Origin of the sequence: Streptomyces sp. NPDC059718 (genome assembly GCF_042733315.1) — a bacterium.
Lineage (GTDB): Bacteria > Actinomycetota > Actinomycetes > Streptomycetales > Streptomycetaceae > Actinacidiphila.
In genome coordinates this window covers 14,107-30,060 of the sequence record NZ_JBHWGA010000032.1, presented here as the reverse complement: position 1 = coordinate 30,060, position 15,954 = coordinate 14,107, and the positions used below count along the sequence as shown (strand labels likewise).

Genomic DNA, 15,954 nt, shown 5'->3' with positions numbered 1-15,954 from the left:
AGCGGGGACGGCCGGCGGCTCACGGCGCGGCGTGGGCGCCGCCGGCCGTCCCGTACCCGGGCACGCGGATCAGGAGGTGTGCTTCTTCCAGTCCGCCTGCGCGGCGTTGAGCTTCCCGGCGAGGGCGTCGAGGAAGTCCTTGGCGCTCAGCCGGCCGAGGACGACCTTCTGGAACTCCGGTTCGCTGTCGGCCTTGCTGAGGGTGTTCCAGTCCGGCAGGTAGTACGGCAGCTGGACGATCTTCGTCTTGGGGTCGGTGAGCGCCTCGATGACGATCTTGGTGGCCCCGGCGGAGGCGATCCAGTCGTCGTCCTGCGCCTCGGTGTTGGACGGGATGGCCCCGGCCGACTCGTTCCACAGGCTGTTCGCCTCCGCGGAGGCGGCGAACTCGATGAACTTCCAGGCGGCCTCCTTGTTCTCGGAACTCTTGAACAGACCGAGCCCGTCCACCGGGTTGGAGACCGTGGTGCGCACCCCCGCCGCGTCCACCGGCATGGCCACGCCCGCGAACTCGTCCTGTCCGAGGGCGTCCAGGTGGTTCTGGTAGGAGCCCAGGTTGTGCTGGAGGATGCCGATCTTCCCGTTGTCGAACTCGGCGACCATCTTGGTGAAGTCGTTGTTGAGGTCGGCCTCGGGCGTGGTCTCCTTGTACAGCGCGACGTACTTCTCCAGCGCCGCGACGTTCTTCGGGTCGTTGACGGTGGTCGTGTCGCCGTTCCAGAAGCTGTCGATGCCCGACTGTCCGTACATCATGTCCAGGGCCTGGGCGATCGAGCCGGCGCCGCCGCGGAAGGTGAAGCCGAACTCGTTGTTCTTCCGGTCCGTCAGCTTCTCCGTCGCCGTGAAGAACGCGTCCCAGGTGGTGGGCGCCGGCACCCCCGCGGCCTCGAACAGGTCGGTGCGGTACCACAGGACGCCCATGTTCGCGGAGGTCGGCACCGAGAACAGCTCGTCGCCGCCGCCCGCCACCTGCACGCTCTTGACCAGGTCGGGGTCGAACCTGCCCTTCAGGGGGCTGTCGTCGATGCGGTCGGTCACCGGGTCGAGCGCGCCCTGCGCCACCAGGCTCGCGAGCATCGCGGTGCCCACGCCGCCCACGTCGGGCAGCCCCTTGCCGCCCGCGATGGCGGTGTCGTACTTGGACTGCACGTCGGCGGCGGCGACCCCGACGTACTTCACCTTGACGTCCGGGTTCTTCTTCTCGAAGCGGGAGATGATCTCCTTCCACACCTCGGTGCGGACACCGCCGTTGTTGTCCCAGAAGGTGACGGTGCCCTTGCCGCTGCCCTCGCTGCCCGAGCTGCCCTTGCCGTCGGTGCCGCAGGCGGACGCGGTCAGCGCCAGCGCGGAGACGGCCGCGACGGCGGCGGCGAGGCGCGCTCCGCGGCCTTTCGGTGCTCTCATGGTGACTCTCCTGTCGGGGTGTGTGCGGGTGGTGGGGACGTGAGGGAGGGTGGCCGGGGGTCCGGCGGGGGTTCCGGGCCCGAGCGGCGCGGGCCGTCGCCGGTGTCCGCGGCGGTGGGTGCCGTCGCCGAGGCCGGCGGTCCAGGGGCGCATCGTCAGCCGCTCCCCTCGACGAGGCGGCGGGCCAGCGCGCCGGCCTGCGCGGGTCCGAGGCTCCCGTCGGCGACGGCGGTGACGATCCGCCGGGTCACGGTGCCGCCCGCGGGGACGGGCAGCCGCCGCGCCCAGGCGAGGGAGGAGCCGACGCCCGGGTACTCGGCGGTGCGCACGAACCACGGGTCGCGGCGGGTCCCGGCGGTCGCCCCGGCGAAGACCAGCGTCCAGCCCTCGCCGGAGAGGGCCAGCCAGTCGGCCGCCCGGCCGTGCACGGCCTCCTCGCCCTCCGCGCCGGCCGTGAACACCCGTGCGCGCTCCGGCTCGGCGGGCGCCCGCCAGAAGAAGCCGCCGTAACCGGCGCCGGGACGGCCGTTGGTGGCGGGGCTGCCGAGGGTCAGCTCCCGGTCGCCGGGGTTGGCCAGCGCGAAGGTGACGTCGAGCGCCCAGCAGCCCTCGCCGAGCGCGCGGGCCGTGACCGTCCGTCGCTCGCGGAGCAGTTCGCGGTCCCCGGTGCGCCAGGACAGCTCCTCGGTGAAACCGTCCGGGCCGCCGCGGAGCAGGCCCAGGTGCTCCTGGACGCCGTGGTCGTCCAGCTCGGCCGGGCCCCGGTCGCGGACGTAGGTGCGCCCGCCCCAGAAGTTGCGCCCGTCGACGTCGGGGACGGCGACGCTCACCCCGAGGTGGTGGAGGTGGTCGCCGGGCATGAACTCGGTGACGGGCACCCCGGCCAGGGTGGTCAGCGGGTGCAGGTACGGGCGCGGTGCGAGCCGCCCGGGCAGCTCGGGGTGGTGGACGTACCGTCCGACGGTGCGTCCCGCGGCGCGCAGCACGGTGGCCGTCATCGCCGGACCACCCCGGTCGGTGCGGCCCACGGGGCGCCCAGCTCGGAGAAGAGGGCCAGGGACTCCGCGCCGGCGGTGACCATGCCGTCGACCCCGGTGACGACACGTCGCGTGGACCGTTCGCCGGGCTCGGTGCGCCACGCGCCGTCGGGGAGCGGCACCGGGTCCGGGGCGATGCGCACGGCCTCGACGACCTTCATGAAGGCGCCGGTCGCGCGGGGCGGCACGAGCAGGTCCTCGCCGTGCCGCACGTGCGCGACCAGGTTCTCCAGCAGGTCCGTGCGCCCGTACCGCTGCTCCTGCGGGCCGCGCCCGGCGCGTTGCAGCAGGACGCGGTCCTGCTTGTACCAGAAGGTCACACGGCCGCGGTCGCCGTGGACGACGACGTACGGCTCGGTGTTCCGCTCGGCGCACAGGGTGGCGGTGACCGTGACGACCGTGCCCCGCGCGGTGCGCAGCCGCAGGGCGGAGGTGTCGTCGGCCTCGATGGCGTTGGCCCGGAAGAGCTCCAGCTCGATCGCCCCCACGTCCTCGGCGCGTTCGCTGCCGTCCAGGGCGAGCGCGGTGGCGACGGCGTGGGCGAGGGGGTTGGTGAGCACCCCGTCGACGACGTCCGTACCGCCGATCCTGCGCCGCCCCGACCAGGCGGCCCGGCGGAAGTAGTGCTCGTCGCGCACCCAGTTGCCGGCGGCGCCGATGCCGCGCACGGCGCCGATCGCGCCGTCGGCGACGAGCGCCCGCACGGCGGTCACGGCGTGCGAGCCGAGCGACTGGAAGCCGATCTGGCAGGCCCGCCCACTCGCCTCGACCCCGGCGACCAGCCGCTCGTACGCGGCGTAGGAGGGCGCGGGCGGCTTCTCCAGCAGCACGTGGGCGCCCTGCGCGGCCGCGGCCAGCGCCAGGTCGGTGTGCGTGTGGAGGGGGGTGCAGACGATGACGATCCCGGCACCGGTCCGCGCGGTCAGTTCGCCCAGGTCGGTGCCGTGGGCGGGTTCGGGGAACCCGGCCGGTTCCCCCGGTGCGAGCGGGACCGTGTCGCAGATCCCGGCGAGCCGCACCAGACCGGTGGCCGACAGCCTCCTCAGGTTCTCCAGGTGCCAGGCGCCGTGACCGCGGGCCCCGGCCAGGACGACGGGCACGGGCGCGTCGCCGGGCGGCGTCGCCGCCGGGCCGCCGCCGGCGGGCCGCGTGGATGCATCTCGCACGGTTCGGACCTCCTCGTCCGCGGGACAGGGGTGGGGGGCGGGACGGACGTCAGCCCTTCACCGCACCCGCGCTGAAGCCGGTGACCAGCCACTTCTGGATGAAGGCGAAGACGATGACGACCGGCACCGCGGCCACGACGCCGCCCGCGGCGAGCGTTCCGAGCTCGACGCTCTCGCCGGAGCCGATGGTGTAGCTGAGGCCCACGGGGATCGTGTACTTCTCCTGCGTGCTGAGGAACATCAGCGAGAAGAGGAAGTGGTTCCAGCTGTGCACGAAGGCGAAGGAGCCCACCGCGACCAGCCCCGGCCGCAGCAGCGGCAGCACCACCGCGCAGAAGGCCCGGATCCGGCCGCAGCCGTCGACCCAGGCGGCCTCCTCCAGCGACACCGGGACGTTCCTGATGAAGCCGCTGATGAGGATGATCGACAGCGGCAGCTGGAAGACCGTCTCGGCGACGATGACGCTCCACAGGGAGTCGATCATGCGGAGTTCGCTGAAGATCTGGAAGAGCGGCACCAGCATGAGCGCGCCCGGGATGAACTGCGAGCACAGCAGGGCGAGCAGGAAGGCGCGCTTGGCGCGGAAGTCGAAACGGGCCAGCGCGTAGCCGCCGAGCAGGGCGATCACGGTGGTCATCACGAGCGTGGCCACGCCGATGAGCAGGCTGTTCTTGAAGAAGACCGCGAAGCCGAGGTCGTTCCACACCTTCGAGAAGTGCGCGGTGGTGGCCGGCCACGGCACCAGCGAGGTGGACCCCGAGGGGCGCAGCGCGAACAGCAGCATCCAGTAGAAGGGGACGAGCGTGAACAGCAGGTACAGACCGAGCGGCAGGTAGATCTGCCACCGCGGCGCACCCGCGCCGAGCGCCCGGCGCCCGCGGCGCGGCCCGGTGCCGCCGCCGTCGGGACGCACGGCGGGCGCCACGCGCGGCAGGGGGAGGCCGTTCCTCTCCGGCACGGTGGTGGTCATGTGCGGTCGCCCCCGAACTTGCTCAGACGCAGGTAGACGATGGAGCAGAACAGGAGGATCACGAAGGCGACGGTGGTGAGCGCGGACGCGTAGCCGAAGTCGTGGCCGTCGATGCCGGTGTTGGCGACGTACAGCGGCAGCGTGGTCGTCGAACCGGCGGGACCGCCGCCGGTGAGCGTGTAGAGCAGGTCGACGTTGTTGAACTCCCACACCCCGCGCAGCAGTGTGGACAGCACGATGGCGTCCCGCAGGTGGGGCAGGGTGATGTGGAAGAACCGCCGGAAGCGGCCCGCGCCGTCGACCGAGGCCGCCTCGTACAGCTCGTTCGGGATGGACTGCAGGTCGGCGAGGATGAGGATGGCGAAGAACGGCACCCCGCGCCACAGTTCGGCCAGCACGGCGGCCGGGAAGACGGTGTCGGGATCGGAGAGCACCGAGGTGCCGTACTCGCCGATGCCGGCGTCCGCCAGGTAGCGGCTGATGCCGGTGGCGGGGTTGTACAGCAGCATCCAGATCGTGGTGGTCAGCACGCCGGAGACGGCCCACGGCGAGAAGACCAGGGCGCGCGACAGGCCGCGGCCGACGAAGGTCTGGTTGACGACCAGGGCCAGGGCCAGTCCGAGGGCGAGCTGCAGCCCCACCTCCGCGGCGACCCACTTGAGGCTGAAGAGCAGGCTCTGCCAGAACAGCGGATCGTCGAAGAGGATCCGCCGGAAGTTGCCGAGGCCGGCGAAGCCGTTCCGCCAGGGCTTGGTGACGTTGTGGTCCTGCAGGCTGTAGTAGAGGACGCTGACCATCGGGTAGGCGATGAAGCCCAGCATCAGCAGGACGGCGGGGGCGATCAGGAGGTACGGGGTGCGCCGGGCCGCACCGGACGGCCGGCGCCGCGGGGGCCGGGGTGGTTTCGCCACGGCAGTGGCCATGACCGGTACTCCTTCGTACGGGTGCGGGGAAAGCGCTTGCCGAGTGGTACGGGGCCGCCACGGGCGCGGTGGCGGTACGGGCGGTACGGGGTGGTGCGCGGCGGGGCGTCAGCCCGCGTAGGGCTCCGGCACTTCTCCGGGCCGGGCCAGGAAGCGGAAGTCGCAGCCGGTGTCGGCCTGGGTGATCTGGTCCTGGTACAGCGCGCCGTAGCCGCGTCCGTAGCGGGGCGGCGGTGCCTGCCACTGCGCCCGCCGGCGTTCCAGTTCCGCGTCGTCGACCTCCAGGCGCAGGGTGCGCGCCTGGACGTCCAGGGTGATCGGGTCGCCGGTACGGACGAGGGCGAGCGGCCCGCCCACGTGCGACTCGGGCGCCACGTGCAGCACGCACGCGCCGTAACTCGTGCCGCTCATCCGGGCGTCGGAGATCCGCACCATGTCGCGCACCCCCTTCTTCAGGAGGTGGCCGGGCAGCGGCAGCATCCCGTACTCGGGCATGCCCGGGCCGCCGAGCGGACCGGAGCCGCGCAGCACGAGCACGCTGTCCTCCGTGATGCCGAGCGCCGGGTCGTCGATGGTGCGCTGCAGGGTCCGGTAGTCGTCGAACACCACGGCCGGCCCGGTGTGCTTGAGCAGGTGCGGCTCGGCGGCGATGTGCTTGATGACCGCGCCGTCCGGGCACAGGTTGCCGCGCAGGACGGCGACGCCGCCCTCGGCCGCGAGCGGCCTGTCCAGCGGGCGGATCACGTCCTCGTCGTGGACGAGGGCACCGGCGAGCTGTTCGCGCAGCGTGGCGTGCGCGACGGTCGGCCGGTCGAGGTGCAGGACACCGGCGTCCCGCAGCCGGGTCAGGAACCCGGGGAGGCCGCCCGCGAAGTGGAAGTCCTCCATCAGGTGGCGGCCGCCCGGCCGGAGGTTCGCCAGGACCGGCACCGTGCGGGCGATGCGGTCGAAGTCGTCCAGCGTCAGCGGGACACCGCTGCGCCCGGCCATCGCGATCAGGTGGATCACGGCGTTGGTCGAACCGCCCAGCGCGAGGACCGTGGCCACCGCGTCCTCGTACGCCTCACGGGTCAGGATCGCGGACGGCCGCAGGTCCTCGCGCACGAGGTCCACGATCCGCATCCCCGAGGCCGCCGCCATGCGGTCGTGCCCGGAGTCGACGGCGGGGATCGACGACGCGCCCGGCACCGTCATCCCCAGCGCCTCCGCCGCGGCGGTCAGCGTGGAGGCGGTGCCCATGGTCATGCAGTGGCCGGGCGAACGGGCCAGCCCGCTCTCCAGTTCGGCCATCTCGCAGTCACCGATGAGGCCGGCCCGCTTGTCGTCCCAGTACTTCCACATGTCGGTGCCGGAACCCAGGACCTCGGTGCGCCAGTGCCCGGGCAGCATGGGCCCCGCCGGCACGAACACCGCGGGCAGGCCGGCGCTCGCGGCCCCCATGAGCAGCGCGGGCGTGGACTTGTCGCAACCGCCCATCAGGACCGCCCCGTCCACCGGGTAGGAGCGCAGCAGCTCCTCGGTCTCCATCGCGAGCAGGTTGCGGTAGAGCATCGGCGTCGGCTTCTGGTACGTCTCCGACAGCGTCGCGACGGGGAACTCCAGGGGGAAGCCGCCCGCCTGCCACACCCCGCGCTTGACCGCCTGGGCCCGGTCGCGGAGGTGGACGTGGCAGGGGTTGATGTCGCTCCAGGTGTTGAGGACCGCGATCACCGGCTTGCCCAGGTGCTCCTCGGGCAGGTAGCCCAGCTGCCGGGTGCGGGCCCGGTGGCTGAACGAGCGCAGGCCGTCCGTCCCGTACCACTGGTGGCTGCGGAGCTCTTCCGGCTTCTTCACGGCGGCCCTCCGTCCCGTCCCGGCTCACACGTCCCAGCCGGCGACGAGCGCGGCCACCCGCTCGCGCCGGCCCCCGGTCAGCAGGCGGCTGGGCGGGCGCACGTCGCGGCGGCACAGTCCCAGCACCGCCAGCGCCTCCTTGACCACCGACACGTTGTTGGCGGACTGCTGTTCGGCCCGCAGGTCCTCGAACTCCCTGATCTGCTCCCACACCTTCATCGCCGCCGCGTAGTCGCCGTCGCGCAGCGCGCGCAGCATCTCCAGGGACACCCGGGGCGCGACGTTGACCAGGCCCGAGGTGAAACCTCTCGCGCCGACCGCCCAGTACGCGGGGGCGTACAGCTCGGCGAGGCCCGCGACCCAGGTGAAGCGGTCCAGCCCCGCGTCCCGGGCCACCGCCGCGAAGCGGGCGGCGTCCGGCACCGCGTACTTCACCCCGACGACGTTCGGGCACAGCTCGCCGAGGCGCGCGATCAGCCCGCCGTCCAGCACCGCGTTGCGGACGTACGGGACGACCCCGGTCTCCGGGACGGCCTCCGCGATGGCCCGGTGGTAGTCCACCCAGCCCTCCGGCGACACGTACGGGTGGATCGGCTGGTGCACCATCACCATCTGCGCCCCGGCGTCGCGTGCGTGCCGCGCGGCGGCCACCGCGGTCGGCACGTCGTGGCCGACGCCCACCACGACCTGGGTGTCCGGGTCCGCCTCGGCCATCGTCAGCTCGACGACCAGCCGCCGCTCGGCCGGGTCGAGGGCGTAGAACTCCCCGGTGTTGCCGTTCGGCGTGACCGTCCGCACCCCGCTGTCGAGCAGTCTGCGCAGCAACGCCCGGTACGCGGTGCGCTCCACGCCCCCGTCCGCGCCGAACGGGGTCACCGGGATCGCCACGACATCGGCGAGCGCCGACGACTGCTCTGCGAATGACATGCGGTTGCCCTTCGGCTCGGGTCGCTACGGGGTGCGGTGGGGTGTGGGGGAGCGGGCGCGCGGAGGGCCGTCCCCTCACCCCGCGCGCCCGCGGCTCAGCGGGCCGTTCCTCCGCCGCCGTCCGAGCCCTCGGGGAACGCCCGGGCCACGAAGCTCGCGATGTGGTCGTGGAGCAGCCGCGCCGCGCCGTCCGCGTCCCCGTCGAGGGCACGCGCCAGGATCTCCCGGTGCTCGCGGGCCTCCTGCTCCCACGACGGGGTCTCCTGCCAGACCACCGCCGAGACCAGGGCCGCCTGGTCCCGCACGTCGTCGAGCATCCGGGCCAGCAGGGGGTTGCCGCACGGCGTGTACAGCGCCCGGTGGAACTCCCGGTTGGCGAGCGACCGGTCGGCCCGGTCCCCCGCCTCGTCGGCCCGCGACAGCGCGTCCCGCGCGGCCTCCAGCGGGGCGCGGTGCGTGACCGTACGGCGCAGCGCCTCGGGCTCCAGCAGCAGGCGCACGTCGTACACCTGACGCGCCATCTCCGCGTCCACGGTCCGCACGGTCACGCCCTTGTACTGGCTCATCACGACCAGCCCGGTGCCGGCGAGCGTCTTGAGCGCCTCCCGCACGGGCGTCTTCGACACCCCGAACTGCGCGGCCAGCTCGGCCTCCACGAGTGCCTGACCGGGCTTCAGCCGCCCGGTCAGTATCCCGTGCTTGATCGTTTCCAGCACGACCTGGGTACGGGACGGAATCGGCGTCGGCGCGATGCCGGCGAGCAGGTCCATGGGGGCTCTCTCGGATCTCACGTATGGCGTCTCATATATGACGTACGAAGTGCGACGCGATGAAAGTAGGGCGGGGGGCGGGGTTCGTCAATGGGCCCGACGCACTTTGTGTGCGGTGCGGTTGTCGTGTGCGAGTGCGTTGTGGTTGCTGTTGGGGTTTCTCCCCCGCCCTCCCGCCCGATTGCCCGGCGCGGTCAGTGCGGGCCTGCGCACTGTTGGTTTGGGGTCGGTGCCGCGCCGGGGTACGCCCCCAGCCTTCGGCCGGGGGGACCCCCATGGGGGCACCCCGCCACACCCCCTCCCACCGGTTGGGGCGACTGACGACCGGAGGGGGTGGAGAGGGAAAGTCGCCTTCCGCCGACCGAAGCGCAGCGGTATACCGGCGAGGTAACCGATCAGGTTCGCCCCGAAGCAGACGCGCCCACGTCATTCGGTGGCGGATCCCCGCTCGTCCCCTGCGGCGGGGCGCACCCCCTCCCGATGTGTGGGCGACTGACGGCCGGAAGGGGGTCAGGGGCGCACGTGCTGCTGCAGTCCGCAGGATGCGAGCACGAGGTGCAGGCGCTCGTCGGTGGCCTCGGCGAGAGGCGGGACCAGCAGGGTCGCGATGCCCGCCTCGACCGCCGCACCGTCATAGGCGGAACGGTCCCCGACCATCAGCGCCTCGCCCGGACCCACCGCGAGCTCGTCCAACGCCATTCGGAAGATGGCGGGATCGGGCTTGCAGACACCGTGCTCGAAGGACAGCACGAACCGGTCGACGTAACCGTCGAGGCCCGCCTTCTCGAACCAGGGGCGGATGTCGAAGTGGACGTCGCTGACCACGGCAACCCGCACCCCGGCGGCCTTCAGCGTCGCGAGCGTACGCTCCACGTCCACCGCGAAGAGATCGACGTCCGGTTGCGCCAGTTCGGCATAGAGGGCGTCCATCAGCGCCTCGTCGATGCCCGCGGCCGAGGCCCAATGCCTGAAGCCGGCCCGGTACGACTCCACGGACGCGTCCGCGCCGTTCATCGCCTGCGCCACTTCGGGTTGCCTGATCGCCGCGTCGAGACCAGCGCTGAGCCGCCTCACCTCCGACGGCGAGGCGTCCCGGGCGAGACGCCTCAACGCGCCCTCGATCCACGCCCCGCCCTTGGGACCGGCGTGGTCAGGCCCCCACTTGGGGACGATGAGCGTTCCCACCCAGTCCAGAAGGACGGCCCTCACCTTTTCGATCACCTCGCCGGTATACCGGTGCGCTGCTGTCGGCGGAAGGGGACTCCCCTCCGTCACCCCCTCCGGCCGTCAGTCACCCGCTCCGGTCGTGGAGGCGCCTAACGGCCGGTGAGGGTGCAAAGAGCGGTCCGGGGTGGCCGCAAGTGCCTTACTGACCCCCCACCGGCCGTCATGCGCCCATACGACGGGAGGGGGTGTGGCGGGGTGCCCCCATGGGGGTCCCCCCGGCCGAAGGCTGGGGGAGACGAGCGGCGAACCCGGCGCCCAATGACGTGGGGGTAAACCGCGAGCGCTGAGGACGTGCGCCGGCGCGGCCACGACCCCACGCCAACGGTGCGCAGGCCCGCACTGACCGCGCCGGGCAATCGGGCGGGAGGGTGGGGGATGCCCGCCGCAGGCGCAAACAACCCGCACACAACCACCGGGCCGCAACCACACCCCACCCGCACCCGAGGCGCAAGCCTCACCCCACCCCCGCCAAAAACGACCGCACCGCCGCCAGGTCCCCCGCGGACGCGAGCCCCGCGTGGTAGAGCCGCAGCTCCGTCGCCCCGGCCGCCGCCGCCCGGGAGGCGTCCGCGGCCAGCGTGCCGGGGCTGCCCCCCATTCCCGCGACCACGGGGAAGTTGGCGGCCAGCACGGTGCCCGCCCGCGCGTGCGGCACGCAGGCCGCCACCAGGTCCGCCCCGGGCAGCACGAGCCCGTCCGCGTGGCCCAGGACGTACCCCGGGTCGACGCCCACGTTGGCCCCGCAGCGGTGGGCGTGCGGATCCGCGTGCAGCAGCACCTGGAACCCCGGTGCCGCCGCGGCCCGTGCCGCCGCGGCCCGTGCGGCCGCACCCCGTACCGCCTCCACCGCCGCCCGCTGCAACTCCCGCGCGACGGGGCCCCGCCACGCCGTCGTCAGCCCCGCGAGGTCCGCCCCGAGCAGCTTCTCGACGTCGGCCCACTCGTCGGGCCCCGGGGTCCACTCCCCCGCCCACACCGGCGCCAGGGCGTCGCGCACGGCCGCCCGCAGTTCGTCCGGGTCCGCGCCCAGCCCGGTGTACCCCGCCTCGCACGCGGGGCAGAAGCACAGGGACATCAGGTACTGCGCGGCCCCGGGCAGCGGCACGCCGCCCGTCTTGTCGTGGGCGTGCAGGTGGGCGAGGCCGTACCAGCCGCAGGACTCCAGTTCCGTACCCGCCGTGCCGGTCCCCGGCCGCACCGCGGCCTCCGCCGCCAGCGTGACGAGGTACTCGCGCACCTCCGGCTGGGCGATGCACGGCGCCCACGGGTAGTGGTCGCCGTAGGCGTTGCGCACGGCCACCCGGGGGTGTTCGTCCCCGAGGCGGGAGTTGTGGGCGAGCACGACCCAGGAGTGCACGGCCAGTCCGGCCGCCCGCAGGGCCCGGGCGGCCTCGCCGTAGGCGTCCTCGGCGCCCGCCCAGTCCTGGGTGTACGGCCGCAGGGCGCGCCCCGCCCAGCGCCGCTCGTCCGGCGGGTAGAGCACGGCGGCGTGGCGGGCGGTGACGACGCGGTGCCCGGGGTGGCGTGGGGTCAGCGCCCGTGTGGAGTGGTACGCGGAGGCGAGGGTGACCTGCTGCACGCCGAGGCCGGCGATGCGGTCCGCCGCCTCAGGGTCGCCGACGACGTCCCACGGGTAGACGAAGGTGGAGGCTCTCAACGCGGCTCCTGGGGATGGGGGTTGACGCGGGTCACCGTACGTCAGTCCTCGCCGAGCAGGGCGAGTCCGCGGTCGATGAGTTCGGCCAGTTCCTTGATGTGCGCGGGCGCGGGCTCGGACAGCGGCGGGCGCACCTCGCCGACGTCGAGCCCGCGCAGCCGGACGCCGGCCTTGACCAGGGAGACGGCGTAGCCGCGGCCCTGCTGGCGCAGTTCCACCAGGGGCCGGTAGAAGCCGTCGAGGAGGGCGTTCACGGTGGTGTCGTCGCCGCCGGTCAGGGCGCGGTGGAAGGCGAGGGCGATCTCGGGCGCGAAGCAGAAGACCGCGGAGGAGTAGAGGGTGACGCCGATGCCTCGGTAGGCGAGGCCGGTGAGTTCGGCGGTGGGGAGGCCGTTGAAGTAGCGGAAGTCGCGGTCGGGGACCGCGCTGCGGACGGCGCTGATGATGCGCTGCATCAGGTCGAGGTCGCCGACGCCGTCCTTGAGGCCGATGATGCGCGGGATGCGGGCGAGTTCGGCGACGGTCGCGGGGGTGAGGACGGCGTTGTCGCGCTGGTAGACGATGACGTCGAGCGAGGTGCCCTCGGCGAGCGCCGCGTAGTGCCGCAGCAGTCCGGCCTGGTCGGCGACGACGAGGTAGGGCGGCATGGCGAGCAGTCCGTCGGCGCCCGCCTCCTCGGCGAGGCGCGCGAACTGCAGGGCCAGGGCGGTGCCGTAGCCGGCGCCGGCGACGACGGGGACCCGGCCCGCGGACTCCTCGACGGCCGCGGCGACGCAGGCGCGGAACTCCTCGGGCGTCAGCGCGTGGAACTCGCCGGTGCCGCAGCACGCGAAGACCGCCCCGGCTCCGGCCTCGATCCCGCGGCGCACGTGCGCGCGGAAGACCTCCAGGTCAACGGCGCCGTCCGGGCCGAAGGGCGTCACGGGGAAGAACAGCAGGCCGTCGAGGCGCGCGGAGAGTGAGGCGGCATCGGTCATCGGGTTCTCCCTGAAGACTGGCGTCTGTGCGCTCATCTGATCGATGTCTATATTCATGAACGCGTTTACGCTAAGGCAGCACATAAGGAGGGGTCAAGGAAGACAGCCGCAGGTGGTGGAGTCTTGACGCTTCGACAAGCTCTCTTTAGCGTGTCCATGCATATGAATGACATCCACGAACGTGGACGTCCGATCGAGGAGACCCGCGCATGCCCGCTCCCCGCACCGTCCTGCTGACCGGCGCCGCAGGCGGCCTGGGCACCCTGATGCGCGAACTGCTGCCGGCCTACGGCTACCGGCTGCGCCTGCTCGACATGCGGCCCGTCGAGGGCGCACCCGACGCGATCACCGCGGACCTGGCGGACCGCGCCGCCCTGCGCGAGGCCGTACGCGGGGTCGACGCGATCATCCACCTCGCGGGCATCTCCCTGGAAGCCCCCTTCGAGAAGATCCTGCGCGCCAACATCGAGGGCACCTACCACCTCTACGAGGCCGCCCGGGAGGAGGGCGTGCCGCGGATCGTCTTCGCCTCCAGCAACCACGCCGTGGGCTTCACCCCGCGCCCGGTCGGGGACGACCCGCTCATCCCGGTCGACACCCCGCGCCGCCCCGACACCTTCTACGGCCTGTCCAAGTGCTTCGGCGAGGACCTCGCCCAGCTCTACTGGGACCTGCACGGCCTGGAGACCGTCTCCATCCGCATCGGCTCCTGCTTCCGGGAGCCGACCTCGGTGCGCATGCTGTCGGTCTGGATGAGCCCCGAGGACGGCGCCCGGCTGCTGCACGCCGCCCTCACCGCCGAGGGCGTAGGGCACACCGTGGTCCACGGCAGCTCCGCCAACACCCGGCTGTGGTGGGACCTGTCCTCCGCGCGGGCACTGGGCTACGAGCCGCAGGACGACTCCGAGCCCTTCGCGGCCAAGCTCATCGCCGAGCAGGGCGAACTCGACCCGGACAACCCGGACCACGCCCACCTCGGCGGCCACTTCACCACGCATCCGCCGCTCTGGCCCCACTGACCCGCGGCGGCCCCCAGCGGCCCTGGCGGCCGCGTTCCGCGCCGCCGTTCACCTGGTGGATCTGCGCGGTGATGTGGGCGGCACCCGGAGAGGCGAGCCAGTGGGCGAGCGAGGCGACGTCCCCGGGGACGCCGACCCGGCCGGTGAGGGTCTGGCCGACGAGGAACGCGCGCCGCTCCCGCGTCATGCGCCCGCCGAAGAACTCGGTGTCGTCGATGAAACCGGGCGCGATGACGTTGACCGTGATCCCGCGCCCGCCCAGGTCGGCCGCCAGGTCGTAGGCGTACGGGTGCAGGGCGGCCTTGGCCGCGCCGTACGAGCCGGACCCGCCGCCGCGCACCGCGGCGATGGAGCTGAGCAGCAGCACCCGGCCGCCGTCGGCTGGCAGGTCGCGCAGCGCCTCGGTGAGCAGCACGGCGGTCAGCACGTTGGACCGGAAGTTGCCCGTCCACAGCTCGGTGGGCGACGGCTCGCCGCCGCCGAGCGCGACGTTCCCGCCCGCGTTGTTGACCAGGACGTCCACCCGCCCGAAGCGCTCGGCCACGAGCTCGCGGACCCCGGCCGTCTCCGCCTCGTCGGTCAGGTCCGCCGGGACCGCCAGGGCCGATCCGGAACCCAGCCGGGCGACCGCCCCGTCCAGGACGTCCTTACGCCGCCCGACCAGCACGACCCGGTCCCCGTCGCGGACGAAGGCCTCCGCGACGGCCAGACCGATGCCCGTACCGCCACCGCTGATGACCACGATGCGCGACACGTGAAAACCCCGTTCGGTAATGGAACCGTAAACCCGGAACGATCGTTAAGCGGAACATGACCGCAATGACACCCGGCTCGAACATCCCGCTCTCCGCGGCGCGCGTGGCAGTGGAGGTATCCGCGCCCGTGCGGCTTGATGTGTCGGGCCTCCTGATCGCCGCCGACGGCAAGGTGCGCTCCGACGACGACTTCGTGTTCTACAACCAGCCCGCGGGGCCGGGTGTGACCTACCGGTCCGGCGGCGGCACCTCCCCCGACGCGATCACGGTGGACACCGTGGCCGTGCCCGCCGGCATCGAGAAGATCGTCGTGACGGCGAGCCCCGACGCGCCCGGGGCGACCTTCGCCGGCACCGAGCCGACGGCGACGGTGCGGGACGCCGACAGCGGCGCCGTCCTGGCGACCTTCACCCCGCCGGCCCTGAGCACCGAGACCGCCCTCGTGGTGGTCGAGATCTACCGCCGCTCCGGCGCCTGGAAGGCCCGCGCGGTCGGCCAGGGGTACGCCAACGGGCTGGCGGGCATCGCGACCGACTTCGGCGTGTCCGTCGACGAGCCCGCGGCCGCCGCGCCGCAGGCACCGCCGCAGGCGCCGCCCGTGGCTCCCCCGCCGCCCGCTCCCCCGGCCGCCGCCATGACGCCTCCCCCCGCGCCCCCGGCGCCGCCCGCGCCGCCGGCACCCCCCGCCCCGCCGGTCGGCACCGGCAAGATCAACCTGGACAAGGGCCGGGTCAACCTCCAGAAGAACCAGACGGTCTCCCTGGTCAAGGGCGGCAAGCCGCTGATGACCTCGGTCCGCATGGGCCTCGGCTGGGAGCCCGCCTACCGCGGCAAGGACATCGACCTGGACGCCTCGGTCATCGCGTACGGGCCGCAGCGCAACCACATCGAGTCCTGCTACTTCGGCCGGCTCACCATCCTGGGCGGCGCGATCCAGCACTCCGGTGACAACCTCACCGGCGAGGGCGCGGGCGACGACGAGGTCATCACCGTCCACCTCGGCGGGCTGCCGCCCGAGGTCACCGGGCTGGTCTTCACGGTGAACTCCTTCTCCGGCCAGAAGTTCAACCAGGTGGCCAAGGCCTACTGCCGCCTGCTGGACGGCACGACGGGCGAGGAACTGGTGCGCTTCGACCTCACCGGCGCCGAGCCCCGCACGGGCGTGATGATGGCCAAGTTCGTCCGCCAGTTCTCCGGCGAGTGGGAGATGACGGCGCTGGGCGACTTCGTCGACTCCCGCACCGTGAAGGGCATGGTCAAGCCCGCCGCGCAGGCGCTCTGAGCGACGC

General features: G+C 73.1%; 14 protein-coding genes. 2 read left to right on the top strand and 12 right to left on the bottom strand.

The window, feature by feature from the left end:
* Positions 1–69: 69 nt before the first annotated feature.
* The 11 genes from ACFV3E_RS30760 to ACFV3E_RS30710 form a co-directional block, all read right to left on the bottom strand.
* Entirely contained in the window at positions 70–1,404 is a 1,335-nt protein-coding gene (locus tag ACFV3E_RS30760; protein ID WP_500537638.1) for an ABC transporter substrate-binding protein, read from the bottom strand.
* 155 nt (positions 1,405–1,559) lie between these two features.
* A complete protein-coding gene (locus ACFV3E_RS30755; protein WP_500537637.1) occupies positions 1,560–2,402 on the bottom strand; it encodes a DUF6807 domain-containing protein in 843 nt (280 codons plus the stop codon).
* Positions 2,399–3,607, bottom strand: coding sequence for a Gfo/Idh/MocA family protein (locus ACFV3E_RS30750; RefSeq protein ID WP_500537636.1), 1,209 nt, complete (start codon positions 3,605–3,607; stop codon positions 2,399–2,401). The genes ACFV3E_RS30755 and ACFV3E_RS30750 overlap by 4 nt, the downstream gene beginning before the upstream one ends.
* A 49-nt stretch (positions 3,608–3,656) precedes the next feature.
* The gene (locus ACFV3E_RS30745) at positions 3,657–4,577 is read right to left on the bottom strand and encodes a carbohydrate ABC transporter permease (protein ID WP_500370233.1); all 921 of its coding nucleotides are present in this window, start codon (positions 4,575–4,577) and stop codon (positions 3,657–3,659) included.
* A complete protein-coding gene (locus tag ACFV3E_RS30740; protein WP_500537635.1) occupies positions 4,574–5,500 on the bottom strand; it encodes a carbohydrate ABC transporter permease in 927 nt (308 codons plus the stop codon). The genes ACFV3E_RS30745 and ACFV3E_RS30740 overlap by 4 nt, the downstream gene beginning before the upstream one ends.
* Positions 5,501–5,608: 108 nt before the next feature.
* Entirely contained in the window at positions 5,609–7,333 is a 1,725-nt protein-coding gene (gene araD / locus ACFV3E_RS30735) for an L-arabinonate dehydratase (RefSeq protein ID WP_500537634.1), read from the bottom strand.
* 24 nt (positions 7,334–7,357) lie between these two features.
* The gene (locus tag ACFV3E_RS30730; RefSeq protein ID WP_500537633.1) at positions 7,358–8,260 is read right to left on the bottom strand and encodes a dihydrodipicolinate synthase family protein; all 903 of its coding nucleotides are present in this window, start codon (positions 8,258–8,260) and stop codon (positions 7,358–7,360) included.
* Positions 8,261–8,355: 95 nt separating this feature from the next.
* Positions 8,356–9,030 carry a GntR family transcriptional regulator gene (locus ACFV3E_RS30725; RefSeq protein ID WP_500537689.1) on the bottom strand — a complete coding sequence of 225 codons (675 nt, stop codon included), beginning with the start codon at positions 9,028–9,030 and terminating at the stop codon, positions 8,356–8,358.
* Positions 9,031–9,540: 510 nt separating this feature from the next.
* Complete coding sequence (locus ACFV3E_RS30720; protein ID WP_500537632.1) at positions 9,541–10,251, bottom strand: HAD family hydrolase; 711 nt, start codon at positions 10,249–10,251, stop codon at positions 9,541–9,543.
* Between the two features lie 460 nt (positions 10,252–10,711).
* The gene (locus ACFV3E_RS30715; protein WP_500537631.1) at positions 10,712–11,914 is read right to left on the bottom strand and encodes a hypothetical protein; all 1,203 of its coding nucleotides are present in this window, start codon (positions 11,912–11,914) and stop codon (positions 10,712–10,714) included.
* Positions 11,915–11,955: 41 nt separating this feature from the next.
* Positions 11,956–12,891, bottom strand: a complete 936-nt coding sequence (locus ACFV3E_RS30710; protein WP_500537630.1) for a 5-dehydro-4-deoxyglucarate dehydratase — start codon at positions 12,889–12,891, stop codon at positions 11,956–11,958.
* 209 nt (positions 12,892–13,100) lie between these two features.
* Here ACFV3E_RS30710 and ACFV3E_RS30705 point away from each other — a divergent pair, with 209 nt between their 5' ends.
* Positions 13,101–13,910 carry an NAD-dependent epimerase/dehydratase family protein gene (locus tag ACFV3E_RS30705; RefSeq protein ID WP_500370225.1) on the top strand — a complete coding sequence of 270 codons (810 nt, stop codon included), beginning with the start codon at positions 13,101–13,103 and terminating at the stop codon, positions 13,908–13,910.
* On the opposite strand, the gene ACFV3E_RS30700 is transcribed toward ACFV3E_RS30705, so the two are convergent.
* On the bottom strand, positions 13,879–14,664 hold the full coding sequence (locus ACFV3E_RS30700) for an SDR family NAD(P)-dependent oxidoreductase (RefSeq protein WP_500537629.1): 786 nt from the start codon (positions 14,662–14,664) through the stop codon (positions 13,879–13,881). The two genes, ACFV3E_RS30705 and ACFV3E_RS30700, sit on opposite strands and share 32 nt — an antisense overlap.
* Before the next feature lie 65 nt (positions 14,665–14,729).
* On the opposite strand from ACFV3E_RS30700, the gene ACFV3E_RS30695 reads away from it, so the two are divergent.
* Entirely contained in the window at positions 14,730–15,947 is a 1,218-nt protein-coding gene (locus ACFV3E_RS30695; protein ID WP_500537628.1) for a TerD family protein, read from the top strand.
* Positions 15,948–15,954 lie beyond the last annotated feature (7 nt).

Bases quoted from the DNA above. Each gene is read 5' to 3' on its own strand.
- ACFV3E_RS30725 (WP_500537689.1), bottom strand. From the start codon at position 9,030: ATGGACCTGCTCGCCGGCATCGCGCCGACGCCGATTCCGTCCCGTACC.
- ACFV3E_RS30760 (WP_500537638.1), bottom strand. From the start codon at position 1,404: ATGAGAGCACCGAAAGGCCGCGGAGCGCGCCTCGCCGCCGCCGTCGCG.
- ACFV3E_RS30740 (WP_500537635.1), bottom strand. From the start codon at position 5,500: ATGGCCACTGCCGTGGCGAAACCACCCCGGCCCCCGCGGCGCCGGCCG.
- ACFV3E_RS30695 (WP_500537628.1), top strand. From the start codon at position 14,730: ATGACACCCGGCTCGAACATCCCGCTCTCCGCGGCGCGCGTGGCAGTG.
- ACFV3E_RS30745 (WP_500370233.1), bottom strand. From the start codon at position 4,577: ATGACCACCACCGTGCCGGAGAGGAACGGCCTCCCCCTGCCGCGCGTG.
- ACFV3E_RS30710 (WP_500537630.1), bottom strand. From the start codon at position 12,891: ATGACCGATGCCGCCTCACTCTCCGCGCGCCTCGACGGCCTGCTGTTC.
- ACFV3E_RS30730 (WP_500537633.1), bottom strand. From the start codon at position 8,260: ATGTCATTCGCAGAGCAGTCGTCGGCGCTCGCCGATGTCGTGGCGATC.
- ACFV3E_RS30755 (WP_500537637.1), bottom strand. From the start codon at position 2,402: ATGACGGCCACCGTGCTGCGCGCCGCGGGACGCACCGTCGGACGGTAC.
- ACFV3E_RS30705 (WP_500370225.1), top strand. From the start codon at position 13,101: ATGCCCGCTCCCCGCACCGTCCTGCTGACCGGCGCCGCAGGCGGCCTG.